Below are 20,911 nucleotides of genomic sequence, written 5' to 3'. Positions count from 1 at the left end.
CGGCCTGCTACTCGGTCGGCGGCGCGTCGAACAGGGCGCTGACCGACTCACCGTTGTGGATCCGGCGTACGGCCTCGGCGAGCGCCGGGGCGACGGTGAGGATACGCAGCTTGTCGGTGCGCTCCTCCGCGGGCACCGGCACGGTGTTGGTGCACACGATCTCCAGAATGTCGGGCTGCTCACCGATCCGCTTCAGCGCCCCGTCGGCGAAGAGACCGTGCGTGCAGGCGACCCGGATCGACCGGGGCCCCATCTCCCGCAGCCGGTCGAGCAGTTCCAGGACCGTACTGCCCTTGGCGATCTCGTCGTCGAGCACGATGACGTCCCGGCCGGCGACCTCGCCGATGACGGAGTTGATGCTGACCCGGTCGTCCGCGAACCGCTGCTTGGCACCGGCGGCCACCTGGGCGCCGAGCATCCGGGCGAACGCGGCGGCCTCCTTGGCGTTGCCGAGGTCCGGCGAGACGACCGTGGTCCGGGACAGGTCGTACCGCCGGAAGTGCGCGGCCAGCTCGCGCAGCGCGTGCAGGTGGTCGACCGGGACCGAGAAGAAGCCGTGGACCTGCGGCGAGTGCAGGGTCATCGCCAGTACCCGGCTGGCGCCCGCCGCGACCATTAGGTCCGCGACCAGGCGCCCGCCCATCGAGATACGGGGCTCGTCCTTCTTGTCGGAGCGGGCGTAGGAGTAGTGCGGCATGACGACACTGATCCGCCCGGCGGAGGCCCCGCGCGCCGCGTCGCACATCAGCAGCAGTTCCACCAGGTGCTCCTGCACCGGTCTGACCAGCGGCTGGATGAGGAAGACGTCCCGCTCGCGGCAGTTCGCCTGGAGCTGCACCTCCAGGCAGTCGTTGGCGAACCGGCTGACCCGGGTGGGGCTGAGCGGCACCCCGAGATGCGCGCAGACCTCCTGGGCCAGTTCGGGGTGGGCGCTCCCGCTGAACACGGCGATGTCTCGCACGACCTGCTCCTCGCATGATCATTCCGGCTGGCGGGGCTCATGCTACGGGCCCGGCGAGAACCGGTCGCGGACCGTCCACGGGAGCAGGTCATGCTGTCCGCGCCCGTGATCCCGTACGTCTGGACCGCCCGCGTGCGGACCAGGAACATCCGGGTCGGGGCCCACGTCGATGCCGGTAGGACCAGTCTGACCGAGCGCCCGCCGTCCGACCACCGCACGCCGGGCCGGCCCGGCGGCGTCGGCACCGGCGGCACCCGCACCGGCGACGGAGCGAGCGACGGCGCGCGTTCGTCCGAGCCGCCGTCATCCAGGGCGGCGTCATCCGGGTCGCCGGACGCGCTGGTGAGGCGGGGTTCCTCGCGTCCGTGCGCCCCCTTGCCTCCGTCAGCGGTGTCGATCGGCCAACGATCCGGTCTGGCGGGGCCATTGGGGGGAAAGCGAGCAGTAGGAAGGAGGGCCGTCGCCATGACGACTCCCATCAGGCGCGTGTCCAGGCGCATGCCGGGCTGGGCGAAGGCGGTGAGCGCTGTCGTACTGGTGCTCGTGGTGTTCTTCGCGGGCATCCGGCTGAGCGTGCTGCCGGGCCTCAAGGACCTGTTCGGCACGGAGACCATCGACCGCTCCGGGCCGGCACTGCTCACGTCCATCCAGGACCTCAGCCGTTACGACGCCGCCTCCGGCAATTTCCAGGTCGTGGTGGACCTGGAGAAGGACACCAAGTACCTGCCCGACGCGATCCGCGGCTCCCGCACCCTGTACGTGGGGGCGGGCACCGTCGACGCCTACGTCGACCTCGGCAAGGTCGGTGACGACGACGTGACGGTCAACGAGGACCGTACGTCCGCCACCCTGCGGCTCCCGCACGCCAGGCTCGGTACACCGGCCCTGAACGTGGACCGCTCCTACGCCGTCTCCAAGCAGCGCGGTCTCCTCGACCGGCTGGGCGACGTCTTCTCGGACAACCCCAACAGTGAACAGGCCGTGCAGAAGCTGGCGGTCAGGCACATCGGCGAAGCGGCGAAGGAGAGCGAGCTGACCAGGCGCGCCGAGACGAACACCACGACCATGCTCAAGGGTCTGCTGGGTTCCCTCGGTTTCAAGGAGGTGAAGGTCAGCTACGGCGGCTGACCGGGTGCCGGCCGCACGTCGGGGTCCGGGCGGAGAACCGCCACGGCCGCCATGACCCCGCGGTAGGGGTGAGGGCGCGCGGGACTCCGCCCGGAGTGCTCCGAAAGGGCGTCGACGGCCGGCGCGAGTGCGGGACGACCGAGGGCACGGCGACGGCATCGACGGCCGGTTCGCGGGTAACTGCCCTACCAGGCAGGGAAGTTGACGACTGGAGAACCGCATGGCCCGTACAGCCCTACGTCCACGTGCCGGTTTCCGCCTGCGCACCGCCAAGTCCGACAAGCCACCCAGGCCCCCCGAGTCCGCCAGGACCGAGCGGGCCGAGAAGCCCGCGAAGCCGGGCGGGGCCGCCCGGCGGGTCAGGCCGGCGCGTGCGTCACGACCGGCCGACCGCGAACGCCGCCCTCTGCCCTGGCCGCTCCGGGTGCTGGCGATGCTGTGCGCCTTCGCGTTCATGGTCGCGTTCGCCGTCGTGCTGGCCCGGCTGACACTGGAGCCCTCCCCCGCCTCGGAGTCGCTGACCCACACCAACCTGAATCCGGGGGACTCGCTGCGGGCCTATCTGGACCAGCCCGAGCTGCGGGACGCCGCCCGGCAGATCGGCGGGAACCTGGTGCTGGGCATCCCGTTCGGCGTCCTGGTACCGGTCCTCGCACCCGGTACGCGTGGAATCCTGCGGGTGCTGCTGCTGACGGCGATCGTCATGCTCATGGTGGAGTTCGCCCAGGGCGCCCTGGTCACCGGCCGGGCCTTCGACGTCGACGACGTCATCCTCAACACCACCGGGGCACTCGTGGGCTACCTCCTGCTGGGGCGGCGGCTCAGCCGGGCGGTGCACAGCTGACGCAGCCGAGGCGGCGGGCGTGGGTGAGGCGGGCGCCTGCCCGGCGGCTCGTTCCGGGGCCGCACGCGTGGAGGGCGAGTGCGGCCCCGGCGTCGTTCCGCGCTCGACCGGGAGAACCGGACCGGTCGGTGCCAGGGCAGGTGGAACGGATCAGTGCCAGGGCAGGTGAAACCGGTCAGTGCCGGTGGCGGACACAGCCGGTCAGTGCCGGTGCCAGGTGAACTTGTCCCCGCCCACCCAGCGGACCACGTCCGGGTCGTCCAGGTCGTGGACCTTGATGCCGAACGCGGCGGCGGCCTCCAGGACGTCGGTGACGGTCCGCGCCTCGCCGACCATCTGGCCGTCGATCTCCACGATCCGGAAGGGCGGAGTGCTCGGCTGGACCCCGAGCACCATGATCCGCGGGTGGGCGATGTAAGGGCTCGAGCTTTCGGTCATACCTAGAGCGTAGAGCGCGACCCGCGAAGGCGGCTCCCGGTGGCGGCTCGGAGCAGGGCTCCCGGCGGCGCGGATCAGGGGCGCCGCCACTCATCGCCCTCCAGGTGCGAACCGGCCTGCGGGCCCATCCGGAGCATGCCGCCGTCCACGCTCCAGGACGCACCGGTGACGTAGGTGGCGTCGGGGCCGGCGAGGAAGGCGATCACCGCCGCGACCTCGCGGGCGTCACCGGGCCGTCCGAGGGGGACGCCGGGGCGGTTCTCGGTGTGCGGGTCGGTGTCCTCCTGGCCGGTCATCGGGGTGGCGATCTCGCCGGGGGCCACCGCGTTGACGGTGATGCCGTGTTCGGCGAGCTCCAGGGCCATGACCTGGGTGAGCAGGCCGAGACCGCCCTTGGCCGCGCAGTACGGTGCCGCGCCGACCCTCGGCTGGTGTTCGTGGACGGAGGTCACGTTGACGATCCGGCCCCCGTCGCCCTGCCGGATCATGTGCCGGGCCGCGCGCTGCCCGCACAGGAAGGGGCCGATCAGATCGACCTCCAGGACCTCGCGGACGTCGTCGAGCTCCAGGTCCAGGAACGGCGTCATCGTGCCCGTACCCGCGTTGTTGACCAGGACGTCGAGGCGGCCGAGCCGGTCGCACAGCTCGTCGACGGTGTCGGCGGCCGTGGGCAGCCGGGTGAGGTCCATCCGGGCCACGGCGGCCCGCCGCCCGTGCGCGCGGACCTCCTCGGCGGTCTCCTCGGCGCCCTTGAGATCGTCGTGCCAGGTGATGCCGACGTCCATCCCCGCCCGGGCCAGCCGGACGGCCGTGGCCCTGCCGATGCCCGAGTCGGCCCCGGTGACGACGGCCACCTTGCTGCGCGGTGCGGTGGGAACGGACATGCAGGCCTCCTCGTGGACGCGGGCGCGGTGACGCGGCATCGCAGTACCCGGCCGCGTAGCGGACAAACCGGCCGGCCGTCGTGCGGCCCGCGGGGAGCTGGGGAACTGTGGGAGGTGGAGGTGAGTGGAGGTGGCGATGGACCCCGTGCAGGCCCTGGAGCGGATCGCCTTCCTGCTGGAGCGGTCCCGCGCGCCCACATACCGCGTGCGCGCCTTCCGTACGGCGGCCCGGGTACTGGCCGCCCTGCCGGAGCGGGACGTGCGCGAGCGGGCGGACGCCGGGACGCTGGAGGCCCTCAAGGGTGTCGGGCCGACGACCGCGCAGGTGGTGAGCGAGGCGTTGCAGGGCCGGGTGCCCGGCTACCTGGAGAAGCTGGAGGGTGAGGCCGGCGCTCCGCTCGCCCCGGGCGGGGAACGGCTGCGGGCGCTGCTGCGCGGGGACTGCCATGTGCACTCGGACTGGTCCGACGGCGGCAGCCCGATCGACGAGATGGGCCGGGCGGCCGCGGACCTCGGTCACGAGTGGGCGGTGCTGACCGACCACTCGCCCCGGCTGACCGTGGCGCGGGGTCTGTCACCCGAGCGGCTGCGCCGCCAGCTGGAGGTGGTGGCGGAGCTGAACGAGACCTGGGCGCCGTTCCGTCTGCTCACCGGCATCGAGTGCGACATCCTCGACGACGGGTCGCTCGACCAGGAGCCGGAACTGCTGGAACGGCTGGACGTCGTGGTGGTGTCCGTGCACTCCAAGCTGCGGATGGACGCCCGGTCGATGACCCGGCGCATGGTGGCCGCCGTCCGCAGTCCGCACGCGGACGTGCTCGGGCACTGCACCGGGCGGCTGGTGACGGGGCGGGGACGGCCCGAGTCGGAGTTCGACGCGGACGAGGTGTTCGCCGCGTGCGCCGCGTCCGGCACGGCCGTGGAGATCAACAGCCGGCCCGAGCGGCTCGATCCGCCGCGGCGGCTGTTGCGCAAGGCCATGGCGGCGGGGGTGCTGTTCTCCGTGGACACCGACGCGCACGCGCCCGGTCAGCTGGACTGGCAGATCCACGGATGTGCGCGGGCGGAGGAGTGCGGGGTGCCCGCCGAGCGTGTGGTCACGACGTGGTCGCTGGAGGAGCTGCTGGCCTGGACCCGGGAGGGCCGCGCTCCGGACCGCGTGGCGGACGCCTGACGTGGTACCCGGCGCGGTGCTCAGTCGATGTGCTCGATGGACTCGGGTGGCTCGACGGGCTGGACGGGCTCAGGATCTGTGGGACGAAAGGACGTGCGTATGGGACGGGCCGCGGTGTTCGACGTCGACGGGACCCTCGTCGACACCAACCACCTTCATGTGGCGACCTGGTGGGAGGCTTTCCGGCAGGCCGGGCACCAGGTGCCGATGCACGCCGTCCACCGCGCGATCGGGCTCGGCTCCACCGACCTCATCGCCCACCTGCTCGGCGACGACCGGGACAAGGACCAGGACGAGGAACTGAGCGCCGCCCACAAGGCCCTGTACGGGCAGTACTTCGACCGGCTGCCGGCGTTCCGGGACGCCGGACAGCTGCTGCGGCGCCTGGACCGCGAGGGCTGGACGGTGGTCCTCGCCACCTCGGCGGGCGGCGCCGAGCTGTCCGCGCTGCGCCGGGCGATCGACGCGGACGACGCGATCAGGGACACGGCGAGCGCCGACGACGTCGAGCAGGGCAAGCCGGCCCCCGAGCCCGTGGAACACGCCCTGGCCCTGGCCGGCGTCCCCGCCGGACAGGCGGTCTTCATCGGCGACACCGTCTGGGACATGCAAGCGGGCAGCCGGGCCGGGGTGCGCTGCGTGGGCGTCCTGTGCGGCGGCATCCCCCGCGCGGACCTGGAACAGGCCGGGGCGACCGAGATCTACGCCGACCCGGCGGACCTCCTGGCCTCCTTGCCGGACAGCCCGCTGGCCTGAGGAGCGGTACGGGACGGCGGCTCCGGCGGAGGTCCCGCGGCCGGGACACCCGACACGCCGAGCCGGGCGTACTGACCGCCGGGGCGTGGGCGGGGCTGCTCGGCGGACCGGGGGCAGTGCCCGGAGCGGCACCCAGCGCGCCCTGCGGCCGGCACCCGGCCGGGCAGGGGACCGGGGCGGGGCTCCGCCTGCCCGCCCGTTCCGCGGGCAGGCACCGATTCTGGTCACAGTCCTGCTGACGTGAGGGAGCGGCCGGTTCGGATACCCACCCCGCATGACGCGTGTGACAGATGCGGTACGGCCCCGGGCCGGCCGCCCGGCCGACGCGCTGCGCCAGGAGGCGCACGCGGTCGCGCGGGCCGGTCGGGCCGCCTGGTGTGAACCCGGCCGGGAGCGCGACCTGGTCGTGCAGTCCATGAAGGCCGCCGCGGCGGCGCTGATCGCCTGGTCCGTGGCCAGTTACTGGCTGAGCGACCCGATGGCCCTGATGGCGCCCTGGGTGGCGATGGTGCTGGTACAGGCCACGATCTACAGCTCGCTGCGGCAGGCCGCGCAGCAGTGGACGGCCATGTGCGCCGGAACCCTGCTGGCGTCGGCGGCCCAGGCGCTCACCGGGAACACGCTGGGCGCGCTGGCCCTGTCCGTACCGGTGCTGATGCTGCTCGCCAACTGGCACCGCTTCGGCGACCAGGGCATCTACGGGGCGACGACCGCCGTCTTCACGATCGCCTCGGGCGCCGTCTCGGCGTCGGCGGTCGGACACCGCGTGGGGCAGGCGGCGCTGGGCGCGGTCATCGGGATCGCCGTCAACGCCTTCGTCTTTCCCCCGATCCACCTGCGGGACGTCGGGGAGAATCTGGCGGCGCTCGCCCGGGAGTCGGGCGACGTGCTGTGCGGGATCGCCGGTGACCTGCGGCACACCGAATGGGACGCGCAGTCCACCGCCCGCTGGTCGGGCGAGGCGGCCCGGCTGGAGCGGCGGCTCAACGCGCTGCGGTCGGCCCGGGCCTGGAGCCGGGAGAGCCTGCGGCTGACCGCCGGTCCGCTGCGCGCCGTCAACCGGGCCCCGCGGTCCCTGCCGCCCGAGGAGGAGGACGAACGCTGGGGGCGGGTCACCGGCCATATCGGGGCGCTGACCCGGACCCTGACGGTCGCGGCCGACCCCGGACGCACACCCGTCCCGCCCGACGCCCGCGCCCTGCGCTCGTACGCCGGTCTCCTGGAGCTCATCGCGGACGCCTGCCACGCGGAGAGCGACCGGCTGCGGGACCCCCGCGCGGACACGCGTCCGGACGGTGACGGCGAGGACGCGATGGGGGAACTGCACGAGCAGTTGCAGGAGGAACTCCAGGAGCACGCCGCGGGCGGAGCCGCCCGGGCCACAGTGCTGGGCACGCTGTTGCTCCAGGCCGAGAACATCTGGACCGAGACCGTCCCGAGCGCCCGGAAGCAGTGACACGGATCACCCCATAAGGCCACAGACCGAGGAACACCCCCGGGGTGGTTGTCCGTTGAACAGACCGTGGGTGCGGACGGGACAGTGTCCCCGGGCCTCACCTTCTGCCCACAGGGACGATCGTCCGGCTGAAGCCCTGTGGAGCGTCTCGCCGAGAGGCGACCGCCGTCCGCGCCCACCACCAGACCGCCCCGACCGTGATTCCCCCGTCCGGTCGGGGCTTTCCGCTGCCCGGGACCCGCCGTAGCCGACGCCGTCCCGCCGCGCCGCGTTTGACTTGGAGAGCGCTCCAATCCGTAGCGTTCCGGACATGAGCACTGCACGCACCACCGCACAGCGCAGGATCGGCTCCGGCTTCGGGGCCCACAGCACCGCCGACGACGTCCTGGCCGGCATCGACCTGACCGGGCGGCTCGCGCTGGTCACCGGCGGCTACTCGGGCCTCGGTCTGGAGACCACGCGCGCCCTCACGAAGGCCGGCGCCCGGGTCGTCGTCCCCGCCCGTCGCCCCGCCGCCGCGCGGGAGGCGCTGGCCGGCCTCGACGGCGTCGAGGTGGACGCCCTGGACCTGGGCGACCTGGACAGCGTCCGCGCCTTCACCGAGCGGTTCCTCGCCTCGGGCCGCGCGCTCGACCTGGTCATCGACAACGCCGGGATCATGGCCTGTCCGGAGACCAGGGTGGGGCCCGGCTGGGAGGCCCAGTTCGCGACGAACCACCTGGGCCACTTCGCCCTCGTCAACCGGCTGTGGCCGGCCATCGAGCCCGGCGGCGCCCGCGTGGTCTCCGTCTCCTCGCGGGGCCACCACTTCTCCGGCATCCGCTGGGACGACGTCGACTGGCGCGAGGGCTACGACAAGTGGCAGGCGTACGGCCAGGCGAAGACCGCGAACGTCCTGTTCGCGGTGCACCTCGACCGGCTCGCCCGGGACCGGGGCGTGCGCGCCTTCTCGCTGCATCCCGGCGGCATCCTCACCCCCCTCCAGCGGCATCTGCCGAGGGAGGAGATGGTGGCGAACGGCTGGATCGACGAGGACGGCACGCCGATCCCGCGGGCGGGCATGAAGACCCCCGAGCAGGGTGCCGCCACCCAGGTCTGGGCGGCCACCTCGCCCGACCTGGCCGGTCGGGGCGGCCTCTACCTGGAGGACTGCGACGTCGCCGAGCCCGCGCCGGCCGACGGCGGACGCGGCGGCGTCAGGGACTACGCGACCGACCCCGAGCAGGCGGCCCGGCTGTGGGACCTGTCGGCCGAGCGGACGGGCGTGAACGCGTTCGCCGGGTAGGGCACGCGCGGTCACCGACGCCCGCCCCCCGGAGGCCTCCTGGCTCGCGTGCCCGGGCTCGTCCCCGGGCCGGTGTTCCCGGTCGGGGACCCGGGGCCGCCACTCCGGTCCGGGACCGGCGCCCGCGCTCCGCGTGCATCGCCGACGGCCGGGTACTCGGGCTGCTCCGTCGGACCCGCGGTCGAGAGGAGCCGGAAGTGAGCAGTACAACGGGCAACAGGATCGTGGTCACGGGTGCCACCGGCAACGTCGGCACCAGCGTGATGCGCCTTCTGGCCGAGGACCCGAACGTCGAGTCCGTGCGGGGCCTGGCCCGTCGGCTCCCCGACTGGGAGCTCCCGAAGACGGAGTGGTCGGCGGTCGACCTGACGTCCGACCGGACCGATCTGGTCAAGGAGTTCGAGGGCGCCGACGCGGTGGTCCACCTGGCGTGGGCGTTCCAGCCGACGCACGATCCGGCGACCACCTGGCGGACGAACGTGCTCGGCTCCATCCGGGTGTTCGACGCGGTGGCCACGGCGGGCGTGCCGGCGCTGGTGCACGCGTCGTCCGTCGGCGCGTACTCGCCGGGGCCGAAGGACCACGCGGTGGACGAGAACTGGCCGACGCACGGCTGGCCGGACGCCGCGTACTGCCGGGAGAAGGCGTATCTGGAGCGTGCCCTGGACACGTTCGAGCGTGACCACCCCGCGGTCCGGGTGGTGCGGATGCGGCCCGCCTTCCTGTTCAAGCGGCAGTCGGCGAGCGAGCAGCGCCGTATCTTCGGCGGCCGCTTCCTGCCGGGACCGTTGGCGCGGCCCGAACTGCTGCCGTTCCTGCCCGACATCCCGGGCCTGCGCGTCCAGGCACTGCACACCGACGACGCGGCCAAGGCGTACCACCTGGCCCTGCGCACCAACGTCGAGGGCCCCTTCAACCTGGCGGGCGAGCCGACGGTCGACGTGGAGCTGCTGGGCGAGATGCTCGGCGCCCGTCCGGTCCGGCTGCCGCGCACGGCGGCCCGCTCGGCGATCGCCGCCGCGTGGGGCCTGCACCTGTTGCCGGCCTCTCCACACCTGTTCGACGCGGTCCTCCGGCTGCCCCTGATGGACAGCACCCGAGCCCGCACGGAGCTGGGCTGGAGCCCGGACCACACGGCGACGGAGGTACTGGAGGAGTTCTTCCGCGGCATGCAGCAGGGCGAGGGCGCGGAGACGGTACCGCTACGGGGCCGCAAGGTCGGCTGACCGCGGCCCGGCAGCGGTCCGCGCGGGGCCCGCACCCCAAGGTGCGGGCCCCAGCTGCGAAGTGAACGTCCCCGGTCCGCGCTCAGGCCGAGGGTTCGTCCGGCGCCGGGTGCTCGGACTGCTCGATGTCCGGGCGCGAGGCGCCCTGCCTGCCCGTGCCCGACTCGTCCGTGTCGGGCACGTCGGCTGCGGACTCGGACTCGTCGGGCTTGCCGGTCTCCGGCGTCTCGCCGTCCCGCGCGGCCGTGGTGGTGTCGACGGTGTCACCCTGCGCACCGCCCGCGCCGAGCTCCCAGGGGTCCTCGCCGTCGTGGGCCTGCTGGTCGGGCATGTCACGCGGGACGGGCGAACCGGTCTCGCCGGGTCCTTCGTCACGGTGGTCGTCCACGGCGTACTCCGTTCATGGGGGTCGGGTCACTGGGTTCGAGGCGCCACGCGAGTACCTCTGCCCTGATCAGCGAAACGTCAGTGCGGCGCCCGCTCGGCCAGCGCCGTGCGCCAAGCGGGCGCCGGCCCCTCGGGCACCGGTTCGGGACGCCGTCCGCCGCGCGCGAAGAAGTCGGCGAGCGGCAGGATCGCGGCCCCGACGGTGACCGCGTCGGGCCCCAGCCGCCCGAGGTCGACGCTCACCTTCTCGGCCGGGTGACGCAGGGCGTACGACATGGCGTGCCGCCGTACGGCGGGCAGGAACCGCGCGCCCAGCTGGAGGCCCGCCCAGCCGCCGATGAGGATCCGCTCGGGCTGGAACAGGTTGATCAGGTCGGACAGGCCGGCGCCCAGGTACTCGGCGGTCTCCTCCAGCACGGCCAGCGCGACGGGGTCGGCCTCGTCCCCCTCGGGCGGGTACGCGGCGGCCAGCATCGCGGTCAGCGCGGTCTCCTCGTCGGTGCCCTCAGGCGGCCGTCCGCCCTCCTCGCGCCAGCGTCGCAGCAGTGACTCGGCGCCCGCGTACGCCTCCAGGCAGCCGAGGGCGCCGCACCGGCACCGGCGCCCGCGCACCCGTACCGTCAGATGTCCCCACTCGACCGCCCGCCCGTGCTCCACCTCGGGGGTCACCAGGCAGGCGCCGACTCCGGAGCCGAAGAGGACGACGACCGCGTTGCGGGCGCCGCGTCCGCCGCCGAACCACATCTCGGCCTGGCCGAGGGTCCGCGCGCCGTTGTCGATGAAGTACCGCACGCTGTCCGGGAGGGGGGAGTCGGCCCGCAGCAGGGCTTCGAGCGGGACGGCGTCCCAGCCGATGGTCTGGCCGTGGACGACGGCTCCGCGCTCCGGGGTGCGTTCGACGATGCCGGGGACGCCGATGCCCACGCCGAGCAGGTCATCCGGAGCGATACCGGCGCGGGCCAGCACCTCCGCGACGCCGTCGCGGATGTGGCCGACGATGCCCTCGACCTCGTACCCCTGCTGCGCCAACGGGCGTTCGGCCCGGGCCAGTTCGGTCAGGGTCAGGTCGAACAGCTCGATCCGTACGCGGGTCTCCCCCACGTCGACCCCGATCATGTGACCGCTGCCCGGTGCCACCCGCAGCAGGGTGCGCGGGCGCCCGCCGTCGGAGTCGACGCTCCCGGCCTCCTCGACCAGTCCGTCCGCGACCAGGTCGGCGACCACGTTGCTCACCGAGCCGGAGCTGAGTCCGGTCGCCGGGCCGAGCTCGAAGCGGCTGAGGGGGCCGTCGAAGTAGAGCTTCTGCAACACGGCCGTGCGGTTGCCCCGCCTGAGGTCGCGTACCGTACGCCCGTTCCGCCCCGCCATGTGGCTCCTTCCGAACCCTGCCCGACCTGGACCACGCCTGTGCGGAACTACCGTACCCGCGTTTCTCTTCTTTCTTAATTCACACCCTGAACTAAGTCTGGACCAAGGGGGTCACCCCTCGGGCGCCAGCTCCTCGATCTCCTCCAGCGCCGCGACGAGTTCCGGGGCGACCGCCTCCTGGACCCATCGCCGATGGTCGGCGTCCGCAGCCCGGGGGACCGTCTCGGTGAGCATGATCAGGTAGAGGTAGGCGCGGTAGAGGGCGAGGCGGAGGCGGGCCGGGACGTCGAACTCCGCCCGGCCGCCCGCCTCCCGGTAGCCCGCGAGGAACGCCGTGTCGGTCCTGATGTCCCCCAGCAGCGCCAGGGAGACGAAGTCGGCCAGCGGGTCGCCCCAGAACATCCGCTCACCGTCGATGAGGCCGCCGATCCGGGGTGCCTTCCCCGCCGGGCGGTCGACCAGGATGTTCCCGGGCCACAGGTCGAAGTGGACCAGCCGCGGGACGGTGACCTCGTCCAGGGCGGGGTGCGCGGACCGGAGCGTACGGGCCACCGCGTCGACGGGGCGGGGCAGCCGGACTCCGTAGTGGCGGGCGTCGGCGAGGATGGCGTCGGTGATGGTGGTGAAGGCGGTGCGCCAGTCCGCGGCGAGCGGGCCGAGGGCACCCGACGGATAGCCGAAGCCGGGCCCGGTCACTTCATGCAGACGGGCGACCTGGCGGCCCAACTCCGCCCGGAGGGGACCGCGTTCGGTGTCGGTGAGCGAACCGTCCCAGGGCTCTCCCGGACACGCCGTCATCAGCAGGTGCGGTACCGACGCGTCCTCGCCGACGGCGACGACTCTCGGCGCCCGGACGTCCGCTTCGGCGGCCGCCCGGTAGAACTCCGCCTCGGCGATGAGCAGTCGGCTCTCGTACCGCAGCGCGGGGGCGGTGGGGGCGGGCGGGACCTTCAGCACGTAGCGGCTGCCGTCGGTGAGGAGCAGTTCCTCCACGGTGTTGTACGTGCCACCGCTCAACGGGCGGAGGCGGGCGAGCCGGTCGGGGCCGAGGCGGGCACCTCCCAGCACGCGCCGCGCCCGCTCCCAGGAGTCCGACACCCGCACCACGCACCCGAGTTCCGGCCCGGTCGGCCGGTCCTGGGAGTCCACGGAATCCGTCACCCGTGCCCCGCCCCTCATCCCCGGTCAGCCGGCCCCGTCCACGTCTTCGACGCGACGCCAGGTGTCCACCTGTGCGTCGAGCCACCGCCCGGCGGCCGGCTCGCAGGGGTCCGGTGCTCACTCCCGGTACAGGGTACGGAACGCGGTACCGCACGCCCGGCACTCCCCAGGATCCGTCCGCCGCGGACGCACAGGTCGCCTCGCCTTCGGGGACGGCTCGGGGACAGCGCTGAAAGCTGGGCGGAGTGGGCCGGTCCCGGCGGCCCGCGCCCGCGCCGACCCGACGTGATCCGACGCGGTGGTGGAAATCGATTGGTCTCTCCCCGCCGAGCCTGCTTACCCTAGTCATAAACCTAATCAATTTAGGCGCGAGCCGACCCCCAGGAGGTTTCCCATGCGATCGCTCACCGAGCAGGAGATCCGCACGTCGTTCGTCAACTGCTCGAAGGGGGAGGCCAAACGCCTGTCCGTGCCCCGGGATCTCGACGAACTCCCGTGGGACCACCTGGACTTCCTGGGCTGGCGAGACCCGGGCGCTCCCGACCGCAGCTACCTGGTCACCGAGCGGGACGACCGGCTCGCCGGCGTGACCCTGCGCTTCCCTTCCGCGCGGCACGGATTCCTGCACCGCAGCATGTGTTCCCTGTGCCTGACCACCCATCGCGGAGGCGGAGTCTCGCTGATGACGGCCCGCAAGGCGGGTCCGGCGGGCCGTGAGGGCAACTCGGTCGGCCTGTACATGTGCACCGACCTCGCGTGCTCCCTCTACGTCCGCGGCAGGAAAGTCCCCGACTCCGGCGCGCGCTTCGAGGAGAGCCTCACCGTGGAGGAGCAGATCGCCCGCATGACGGCCAACCTGTCCGCCTTCCTCGACAAGCTGGAGGCCTGACCCGGCGTCTGCGGCGCGGGACCCCGGCCCTGCCCCCGTTCTGCGGCACACTGGCGTACCGGAATAACAAACTACGCTTCCTTGCGGACAACTACGGTCCTCAATAGGCACTTTCGGTACATCTGTGGAAGGGGACAGCCCAAGGATGCGAAAGGTACGTGAGTGGACGGCATCCCTGGTGCGGTTCGTGCTCCGGCACCGGGACCCGGTGACCGTACAGGCGCTTCGGTCGGCCGGCGCGGCGACGGTCGCGTATGTCATCGCGCTGCGCCTCAGCCCGGAGACCGCGCCGCTCACCGCGCCGCTGACCGCGCTGCTGGTCGTCCAGGTCACCCTCTACTCCACGCTCACCACCGGTATCCGCCGGGTGAATTCCGTGGTCGCCGGGGTGCTGGTCGCCATCGCCTTCAGCCTGCTGGTGGGGCTCACCTGGTGGAGCCTCGGGCTGCTGATCGTGGCCGCGCTGGCGGTCGGACACCTGGTCCGGGTCGACGAGTTCGTACCCGAGGTGGCGATCAGCGCGATGCTGGTGCTCGGGGTCACGACCGTCGGGGACACGGCGTGGGCGCGGGTGCTGGAGACGCTGATCGGCGCGGTCGTCGGGCTGGGCTGCAATCTGCTGGTCGCTCCCCCGGTGTGGGTGGGCGAGGCCGGTGAGTCGATCGAGGGGCTGGCCCGCCGGGTCCGGCAGCTGATGCTGCGCATGGGCGAGGAGGCCGCGGGCCGCACGCCTGTCGAGCACGCGACCGAGCGCCTGCACGAGGCGCGGCGGATCGACCACGACATCGTCGGGGTGGACGCGGCGCTGCGGCAGGCCGAGGACAGTCTGCGGCTCAACCCCCGGGTCCGGGAGGGCGCGCTGCACCGGGTGGTGCTGCGCACCGGACTGGACACGCTGGAGATCTGCACGGTCGTGCTGCGGGTGCTCGCGCGCACCTTCACCGACCTGGCCAAGGAACGCGATCCCGACCCGTTGTTCGCGCCGGGGCCCGGAACCGTCGTGGAGCAGCTGCTGTCGGAGATCGGCGACGCGGTGGTCAGCTTCTCGGTGCTGGTGACCACGCATGTCAGCCAGAACGCCGACGCGGCCGAGTCCCGGCTGACCGCGGAGCTGCGGCAGGCCGCGGCCACCCGCGACAAGCTGGCCCAGCTGCTCCTGGAGGAGGTCCAGCGCGACGCGAGCCAGTGGCAGTTGCAGGGCGCGGTGCTGACCGAGGTCAACCGCATCCTCGACGAGCTGGACACCGAGCACCGTTCGCGACGGCTGCTGGAGGAGCTGGACCGCACCTCTCGCGAGCAGCGCGAGCGCATGCCGCGTCTGACCCGGCTGCGGGAGAGCCTGCACGTGCCCGCGCCCCTGCGTCGCGACCGCGCGGCGTCCGGCCGCCGTTCCGGGTGAGGCCGGCGCGGACCCGGCGGGCGCACCGGACGGGGCCGTTGCGCCCGGTGCGACGCGGGGGGCCGTTGTTGCACGTGCGAGGTGATCCACGTCAAGGTGGCTGTCGCGACCGGAACGAGCGAGGACCCGAGGTGGAGCCATGAGCAGGGGCGGCTGGAGCAGGCGCCGATTCGTCGGCGCCCTCGCGGGGACGACCGCGGGGGCCGCGCTGTCCGCGTGCGGCGACGAGCCGCCGCCGGCCGCCGCCTCGACCCCCGGAGCCACCCCGAGCACGACGCGTGCACCGGGCACGCCCGGCGCGACCGGCCCGTCCTCCGGCCCCCGCCCGCTCCACCTCGGCACGTACACCTCGGTCGAGGGCGGTGGCAGGGGCATCGGTCTGGCCACCTACGACGCCGACAGCGGCCGTGTCACGGGCACCGGCACCCTCACCGGGGTCGGCGACCCGTCGTACCTGGCGGCGCACCCCGACGGCCGCACGCTGTACGCGGTCGACGAGCGTGAGGACGGCGCGGTGACCGCCGTACGCCTCGCCGACCGCGAGATCCTGGGGAGCCGGAGCACCGGCGGGGCGGGGCCGTGTCATCTGTCAGTGCATCCGGGCGGGCGCTGGCTGCTCAGCGCGAACTACGGATCCGGCAGCGTGGCCGTCCATCCGATCGGCGCGTCGGGCGCGCTGGGCGAGCGCACCGACCTGGTCACGCACTCCAGCCCCCCGCCCGGGCCGGGCCAGCAGGGCCCGCACGCGCACCAGTTCGCCGCCAGTCCGGACGGCGGGCATGTGCTCGCCGTCGACCTCGGCACGGACACGGTGTACACCTACCGCCTGGACGAGAAGACCGGCAGGCTCACCGAGGTCGCGCGGGCCCGCACCAGGCCGGGTGCCGGGCCGCGTCACCTCACCTTCCATCCCGGCGGCCGGTACGCCTACCTCGCGAACGAGGTCGACAACACCGTGGCGGTCTGCGGCTACGACGCGGACACCGGCCGCCTCACCGTGGGCGAGGCCCAGCCGACCGGCACGGGGTCCGGCACCAGCTACCCGGCGCAGATCCTGGTGACCGCGAACGGCGCGTACGCCTATCTCGCCAACCGGGGCCACAACAGCCTCACGCGCTACGCGGTGGAGGCGGACGGTGCCCGGCTCCGGCTGCTGGACACGGTGCCGGTGTCCGGCGACTTCCCCCGGCAGATCGCCTTCTCGCCGGACGGGTCGCTGCTCTTCGCGGCGAACCAGAGGTCCTCCACGGTGAGCGTCTTCCACGTGGACACCGGAAACGGCGAACTCCGGCTCGCGGGTGAGCCGTTCGACTCACCCGTCGCCGTCTGCGCGCTGCCGCTGTAGCGCCCGCGGGCAGGAGGCGGCGCCGGCCCGGGTGAGCAGGACGTGCATGCGTTCGGTGAGCTGGCCGACGTCGTCGGCGGGCGCGTGGAACGCCAGGCGTACGTCACCGTGGGCGCGGGCCCGTTCGATGCGCAGGGTCAGCCCGTACCGGTCGACGGCGAGGGGCTGGACGCGGACCGCGCCGTGCAGGCTGTCGGGGTCCACGAGCCGGGTGAGCCGTTCCACCGCGTCGGCGTGGCAGTCGGCGAGGTGGCCGAGCAGCCGGGCCTCGGCGGTGGCCAGCGGATCGGGCGCCGCGCCGGCGAACTCGTCGAGGTCGACGACCACCGCGCCGGTCGGCTCGCGCAGCACCACCCGCGTGGCGCGGAACGCCAGACGGCCGTCCTCGGGGACGAACCAGCCGGCCATCCACAGCCGGGCGCGGATCCGGTGGCGGACGGGGACGGGCGCCACGTCGGCGAACTCCAGCACGGCGGACGGTTCGCCGCGGGGCGCGCACACCGCGGCCGCGAGCAGGGTGCTGTCCTCGGGCACGTGCAGGAGCACCCGGCCGTCCTCGGCGACGGAGTGCGCGCCGACGAACTCCTCGCGTCCGCCCTGCGCGGTCACCGCGCAGGACCACGCGGCGATGAGCACCGACCGGGCCCGCTCCGCCGTGGACGGCGCGGCCGTCCAGCTCTGGCTGTCACCCATCCGACATCCTCCTCTTAGGTAAGGCTTGCCTAAGCTATCGAAGATCGGCGGTGAAGCCAACCAAGGAGACCTGTGAATGTGTGCTCGCCACCCGGATCGCGCCCCCGACAGCCGCAGTTCGGCGGTTGGCGGTTGGCGGTTGGCGGGCGACGGTCGGCGGTCGCCGTTCGGCCCTGCCTCAGGGCGCGATGACCCCCAGCAGCGCCCGCGCGCACAGGTCGCGCACCTGGTCGTGGGAGAGGGGTGAGCCGCGCAGCCACTCCAGGCAGACGGCCGTGGTGAAGGCCAGCCAGCCGCGGACGGCGAGTTTGAGGTCGGGGCGCGCCTCGGACAGCGGGCCGAACTCGGGGTCCGCGGCCAGGGCGGCCAGGATCTGGCGTTCCTGGGCGGCGAGCGCCCGCCGGTAGACCCTGCGCACGGTGCGGTCGCCCGCCGCGTCGGCCCGGTGGAAGGCCCGGTACCCGTGTGCGTGGGCCTGGACGTACTCCAGATACCTGTCGAGGCCGGCGGTGAGCTGCTCGCGGACCGGCACTCCGGGCTCGGCCCGCGTCATGCGCAGCATCCGGGCGCTCTCGCGTTCCACGACCGCCGCGAAGAAGTCCCGTTTGGTCGGGAAGTAGTGGTAGAGCAGCCCCCGGGAGACTCCGGCGATCTCCGCGACCTGCTCGATCCGGACGTCGTCGTAGGGGCTCTCCGAGAACAGCCGCGCGCCCACCGAGAGCAGCTGTTCCCGGCGCTCCCCGGTGCTGAGCCGACGGCGTGTGCGCTCCCCCTGTTCCGCGGCCATGTCCGCACCTTACTTGACCTCGCTTCGCCGGCCGGACGACACTGGGGCGCTATTGAACCGGTGTACAACATGCTCGACCTGCCACTGGACCGAGGGAGATGGCGTCATGGCGGAGACGATCACGGGGACCGGGCTGCCGAGGGGATTCCGTGGCGCCGAGCAGGGCTGGCCGGAGCTGCGGCGCATCCCGCATCCGCCCCGCCGGCTCCCCCTGCTGGGTGACGTGATCGGTGCCAGCGGACGTGCGCCCCTTCAGGACACCCTGCGGCACGCGCGGCGGCTGGGACCGATCTTCCGGCGCAAGGCGTTCGGCAGGGAGTTCGTGTTCACCTGGGGCGCCGATCTCGTGGCCGACCTGGCCGACGAGTCGCGGTTCGCCAAGCACGTGGGACTCGGGGTCGCCAACCTGCGGCCGGTGGCCGGGGACGGGCTGTTCACCGCGTACAACCACGAGCCCAACTGGCAGCTGGCGCACGACGTCCTGGCCCCGGGCTTCAACCGGGAGGCCATGGAGGGCTACCACGGGATGATGCTGGCGGTGGCCGGGCGGCTCACCGACCACTGGGACGGCGAACTGGCGGCGGGGCGCGCGGTGGACGTACCCGGCGACATGACCAAGCTGACCCTGGAGACGATCGCCCGGACCGGCTTCGGGCACGACTTCGGCTCCTTCGAACGCTCCCGCCCGCACCCCTTCATCACCGCGATGGTGGGCACGCTCACCTACGCGCAGCTGCTCAACACCGTGCCGTCCCCGCTGCTGTTGCGCCGGGCCGCCCGCCGCAACGAGGCCGACATCGCCCAGCTCAACCACACGGTGGACGAGCTGGTCCGCGCCCGGCGCGCGAGCGGGGACGGGGGCGGTGACCTGCTGGACCGGATGCTGGACACGGCCCACCCGGAGACCGGGGAGCGGCTGTCGGACCAGAACGTGCGGCGGCAGGTCATCACCTTCCTGATAGCGGGTCACGAGACCACCTCGGGCGCGCTGTCCTTCGCCCTGCACCACCTCTCCCGCCATCCCGAGGTCGCCGCCCGCGCCCGCGCCGAGGTGGACCAGGTGTGGGGCGGCACGGCGGTGCCCGGCTACGACCAGGTGGCCAAGCTGCGGTACGTGCGCCGGGTGCTGGACGAGACGCTGCGGCTGTGGCCGACGGCGCCCGCCTACGCGCGGGAGGCCCGGGCGGACACCGTGCTGGCGGGGACGCACCCGATGCGGCGGGGGGCGTGGACGCTGGTCCTGCTGCCGATGCTGCACCGGGACCCGTCGGTCTGGGGCGCCGACGCCGCGCGGTTCGACCCGGACCGCTTCGAGGCACCGGCCGTACGGTCCCGGCCGCCGCACACCTACAAGCCCTTCGGGACCGGGGCGCGGGCCTGCATCGGGCGGCAGTTCGCCCTGCACGAGGCCACGCTGGTGCTGGGCCTGCTGCTGCGCCGCTACGAGCTGCGGGCCGACCCGGCGTACCGGCTGCGGGTGACCGAGCGGCTCACCCTGATGCCGGAGGGGCTGCGGCTGCGGCTGGAGCGGCGGACCGGTGCCGCGACCGCCTCGGCCGGAGTGCGCCGCGCCGACGTCCCCTCCGCGCGGGCCGTGACCGAGGCCCCGTCAGAATCCCGCTGCCCAGTGCACCGGCCGGGTCAGTGACCCGGGCAGCCGGGTGCCCGGGCCGCCCCGGGCCCCGTTCAGCTGGGGCTGGGTGAGGAAGAAGGCACCGGTGAGGTCCGCGTCCGTGAGGTCGGTGTCGCGCAGGTCGGCACCGATCAGGTCCGCGTCGCGCAGGTCGGCTCCGGTCAGATCGGCGGCTATGAGGCAGGCGCCGCGCAGGTCGGCTCCGCGAAGATCGGCGCCCTTGAGGCGGGCGCCCATCAGGTCCGCGCCCCGGCGGTTCTTCCTCCGGCCGCCCGTCCCGGCCCGCACGAGCTCGCTGGTCCGGAGCAGGAGCGGGTTGACCTTCTGCCGGTGGGCGCCCACGTCCAGCGCCCCGAGTTCTTCCGGGCCCCGACGGGTCAGCGCCTCGGTCTCGTCCAGGGCGCGGCGCAGGCCGGCGTGGACCGGGCGGGCGGCCGGCAGGGTGAGTGCCTCGGTGAGGTACCAGAGCAGTTCGTGCAGCTGGCGCACGACCGGGAAGACGTCCAGCATGCGCCGGGCGTGCTCGGGCGGCCCCGTGCGCCAGTCCCGTCCGCCGAAGGTGAGCTGCGAGACCTTCTGCCCGGCGCCGAAGCAGTCGTAGACCGTGCAGCCGGTGAAGCCCTTGGTCCGCAACTCGGCGTGGATGCCGCAGCGATGGTCGCCGCCGAGGTTCGGGCAGGGGCGTCCGGCCGGCTTGTCGATCGCGAAGTCCGCCGAGGCGGCGAACGGCAGGGCGACGCAGCACAGACCGAAGCACCGTCGGCAGTCACCGCGCAGGCCGGCCCGGTCACTCGTATGGTCAGGCATCACTCCAGCCTACTGACGCCCGGGCGGTGACCGGACCGCGCCCGTCCGGAACGCGAACTCACCGATGAGTTCCCGGCGTTGTGGGCGTCCTCTCATCCAACGGAAAACAAGCTCGGCTACCACTGGGACAGGAACCGAACGAGGCGGGAGCCGACCCCGGACCGAGGAGAGACGTCATGTGCAGCCACCAGCCTGCGTGCCCCACCGCGGACAGTGCCGACCACCACGCCGCCGTCATCGTGTCGGCCCACCCCGAACAGGGCTGGAGCCTGCTGTGCAACGGCACCATC

The 20,911-nt window shown here is 73.4% G+C and carries 21 protein-coding genes; 12 read left to right on the top strand and 9 right to left on the bottom strand.

Features of this window, described 5'->3' with window-relative positions; all coding sequences use genetic code 11:
• Positions 1-7: 7 nt before the first annotated feature.
• Positions 8-961: a ribose-phosphate diphosphokinase gene (locus QQS16_RS36680; protein ID WP_286066856.1), complete on the bottom strand. Its 954-nt coding sequence runs from the start codon at positions 959-961 to the stop codon at positions 8-10.
• A 465-nt stretch (positions 962-1,426) separates the two neighbouring features.
• Between QQS16_RS36680 and QQS16_RS36675 the strand changes: the two genes are divergently transcribed.
• Together QQS16_RS36675 and QQS16_RS36670 are read left to right on the top strand one after the other, a co-directional pair.
• Positions 1,427-2,089 carry a DUF4230 domain-containing protein gene (locus tag QQS16_RS36675; protein ID WP_286066855.1) on the top strand — a complete coding sequence of 221 codons (663 nt, stop codon included), beginning with the start codon at positions 1,427-1,429 and terminating at the stop codon, positions 2,087-2,089.
• A 220-nt stretch (positions 2,090-2,309) separates the two neighbouring features.
• Positions 2,310-2,933: a VanZ family protein gene (locus QQS16_RS36670; protein WP_286066854.1), complete on the top strand. Its 624-nt coding sequence runs from the start codon at positions 2,310-2,312 to the stop codon at positions 2,931-2,933.
• Between the two features lie 201 nt (positions 2,934-3,134).
• On the opposite strand, the gene QQS16_RS36665 is transcribed toward QQS16_RS36670, so the two are convergent.
• Positions 3,135-3,371 (bottom strand): hypothetical protein, encoded by a 237-nt coding sequence (locus QQS16_RS36665; protein ID WP_286066853.1) that lies wholly within the window; start codon positions 3,369-3,371, stop codon positions 3,135-3,137.
• A gap of 74 nt (positions 3,372-3,445) precedes the next feature.
• Positions 3,446-4,255, bottom strand: a complete 810-nt coding sequence (locus tag QQS16_RS36660; RefSeq protein WP_286066852.1) for an SDR family oxidoreductase — start codon at positions 4,253-4,255, stop codon at positions 3,446-3,448.
• A gap of 136 nt (positions 4,256-4,391) precedes the next feature.
• Here QQS16_RS36660 and QQS16_RS36655 point away from each other — a divergent pair, with 136 nt between their 5' ends.
• From QQS16_RS36655 to QQS16_RS36635, 5 genes are all read left to right on the top strand, one after another.
• Positions 4,392-5,429 (top strand): PHP domain-containing protein, encoded by a 1,038-nt coding sequence (locus QQS16_RS36655; RefSeq protein WP_286066851.1) that lies wholly within the window; start codon positions 4,392-4,394, stop codon positions 5,427-5,429.
• A 99-nt stretch (positions 5,430-5,528) separates the two neighbouring features.
• A complete protein-coding gene (locus tag QQS16_RS36650; RefSeq protein ID WP_286066850.1) occupies positions 5,529-6,185 on the top strand; it encodes an HAD family hydrolase in 657 nt (218 codons plus the stop codon).
• Positions 6,186-6,459: 274 nt separating this feature from the next.
• The gene (locus QQS16_RS36645; protein ID WP_286066849.1) at positions 6,460-7,641 is read left to right on the top strand and encodes an FUSC family protein; all 1,182 of its coding nucleotides are present in this window, start codon (positions 6,460-6,462) and stop codon (positions 7,639-7,641) included.
• Positions 7,642-7,951: 310 nt separating this feature from the next.
• Complete coding sequence (locus QQS16_RS36640; RefSeq protein ID WP_286066848.1) at positions 7,952-8,926, top strand: SDR family NAD(P)-dependent oxidoreductase; 975 nt, start codon at positions 7,952-7,954, stop codon at positions 8,924-8,926.
• Between the two features lie 197 nt (positions 8,927-9,123).
• Complete coding sequence (locus QQS16_RS36635) at positions 9,124-10,152, top strand: SDR family oxidoreductase (protein WP_286066847.1); 1,029 nt, start codon at positions 9,124-9,126, stop codon at positions 10,150-10,152.
• 82 nt (positions 10,153-10,234) lie between these two features.
• On the opposite strand, the gene QQS16_RS36630 is transcribed toward QQS16_RS36635, so the two are convergent.
• The 3 genes from QQS16_RS36630 to QQS16_RS36620 all read right to left on the bottom strand — a co-directional run bounded on the left by QQS16_RS36630 (position 10,235) and on the right by QQS16_RS36620 (position 13,005).
• Positions 10,235-10,540 carry a hypothetical protein gene (locus QQS16_RS36630; protein WP_286066846.1) on the bottom strand — a complete coding sequence of 102 codons (306 nt, stop codon included), beginning with the start codon at positions 10,538-10,540 and terminating at the stop codon, positions 10,235-10,237.
• Positions 10,541-10,617: 77 nt separating this feature from the next.
• On the bottom strand, positions 10,618-11,907 hold the full coding sequence (locus tag QQS16_RS36625; protein ID WP_286066845.1) for an ROK family transcriptional regulator: 1,290 nt from the start codon (positions 11,905-11,907) through the stop codon (positions 10,618-10,620).
• Positions 11,908-12,018: 111 nt separating this feature from the next.
• Positions 12,019-13,005 carry a phosphotransferase family protein gene (locus tag QQS16_RS36620; RefSeq protein ID WP_286068093.1) on the bottom strand — a complete coding sequence of 329 codons (987 nt, stop codon included), beginning with the start codon at positions 13,003-13,005 and terminating at the stop codon, positions 12,019-12,021.
• Positions 13,006-13,462: 457 nt separating this feature from the next.
• On the opposite strand from QQS16_RS36620, the gene QQS16_RS36615 reads away from it, so the two are divergent.
• The 3 genes from QQS16_RS36615 to QQS16_RS36605 all read left to right on the top strand — a co-directional run bounded on the left by QQS16_RS36615 (position 13,463) and on the right by QQS16_RS36605 (position 16,701).
• Positions 13,463-13,957: an FBP domain-containing protein gene (locus QQS16_RS36615; RefSeq protein WP_286066844.1), complete on the top strand. Its 495-nt coding sequence runs from the start codon at positions 13,463-13,465 to the stop codon at positions 13,955-13,957.
• A 145-nt stretch (positions 13,958-14,102) separates the two neighbouring features.
• On the top strand, positions 14,103-15,356 hold the full coding sequence (locus QQS16_RS36610) for an aromatic acid exporter family protein (RefSeq protein WP_286066843.1): 1,254 nt from the start codon (positions 14,103-14,105) through the stop codon (positions 15,354-15,356).
• Positions 15,357-15,495: 139 nt separating this feature from the next.
• The gene (locus tag QQS16_RS36605) at positions 15,496-16,701 is read left to right on the top strand and encodes a lactonase family protein (protein WP_286066842.1); all 1,206 of its coding nucleotides are present in this window, start codon (positions 15,496-15,498) and stop codon (positions 16,699-16,701) included.
• On the opposite strand, the gene QQS16_RS36600 is transcribed toward QQS16_RS36605, so the two are convergent.
• Together QQS16_RS36600 and QQS16_RS36595 are read right to left on the bottom strand one after the other, a co-directional pair.
• The gene (locus QQS16_RS36600) at positions 16,669-17,394 is read right to left on the bottom strand and encodes a DUF2470 domain-containing protein (protein ID WP_286066841.1); all 726 of its coding nucleotides are present in this window, start codon (positions 17,392-17,394) and stop codon (positions 16,669-16,671) included. The two genes, QQS16_RS36605 and QQS16_RS36600, sit on opposite strands and share 33 nt — an antisense overlap.
• A 178-nt stretch (positions 17,395-17,572) precedes the next feature.
• Positions 17,573-18,181 carry a TetR/AcrR family transcriptional regulator gene (locus tag QQS16_RS36595; protein WP_286066840.1) on the bottom strand — a complete coding sequence of 203 codons (609 nt, stop codon included), beginning with the start codon at positions 18,179-18,181 and terminating at the stop codon, positions 17,573-17,575.
• Between the two features lie 106 nt (positions 18,182-18,287).
• On the opposite strand from QQS16_RS36595, the gene QQS16_RS36590 reads away from it, so the two are divergent.
• A complete protein-coding gene (locus QQS16_RS36590) occupies positions 18,288-19,829 on the top strand; it encodes a cytochrome P450 (protein WP_286066839.1) in 1,542 nt (513 codons plus the stop codon).
• Here QQS16_RS36590 and QQS16_RS36585 read toward each other — a convergent pair.
• Positions 19,791-20,621: a pentapeptide repeat-containing protein gene (locus QQS16_RS36585; protein ID WP_286066838.1), complete on the bottom strand. Its 831-nt coding sequence runs from the start codon at positions 20,619-20,621 to the stop codon at positions 19,791-19,793. The genes QQS16_RS36590 and QQS16_RS36585 overlap by 39 nt on opposite strands.
• Positions 20,622-20,797: 176 nt before the next feature.
• Between QQS16_RS36585 and QQS16_RS36580 the strand changes: the two genes are divergently transcribed.
• Positions 20,798-20,911, top strand: a 114-nt coding sequence (locus QQS16_RS36580) for a DUF5999 family protein (protein ID WP_286068092.1), incomplete at its 3' end; no start/stop codon positions are given.

This window comes from Streptomyces sp. ALI-76-A, assembly GCF_030287445.1.
GTDB lineage: Bacteria > Actinomycetota > Actinomycetes > Streptomycetales > Streptomycetaceae > Streptomyces.
The sequence above is the reverse complement of the archived record's forward strand: the minus strand, read 5'-3'. Positions and strand labels throughout refer to the sequence as shown.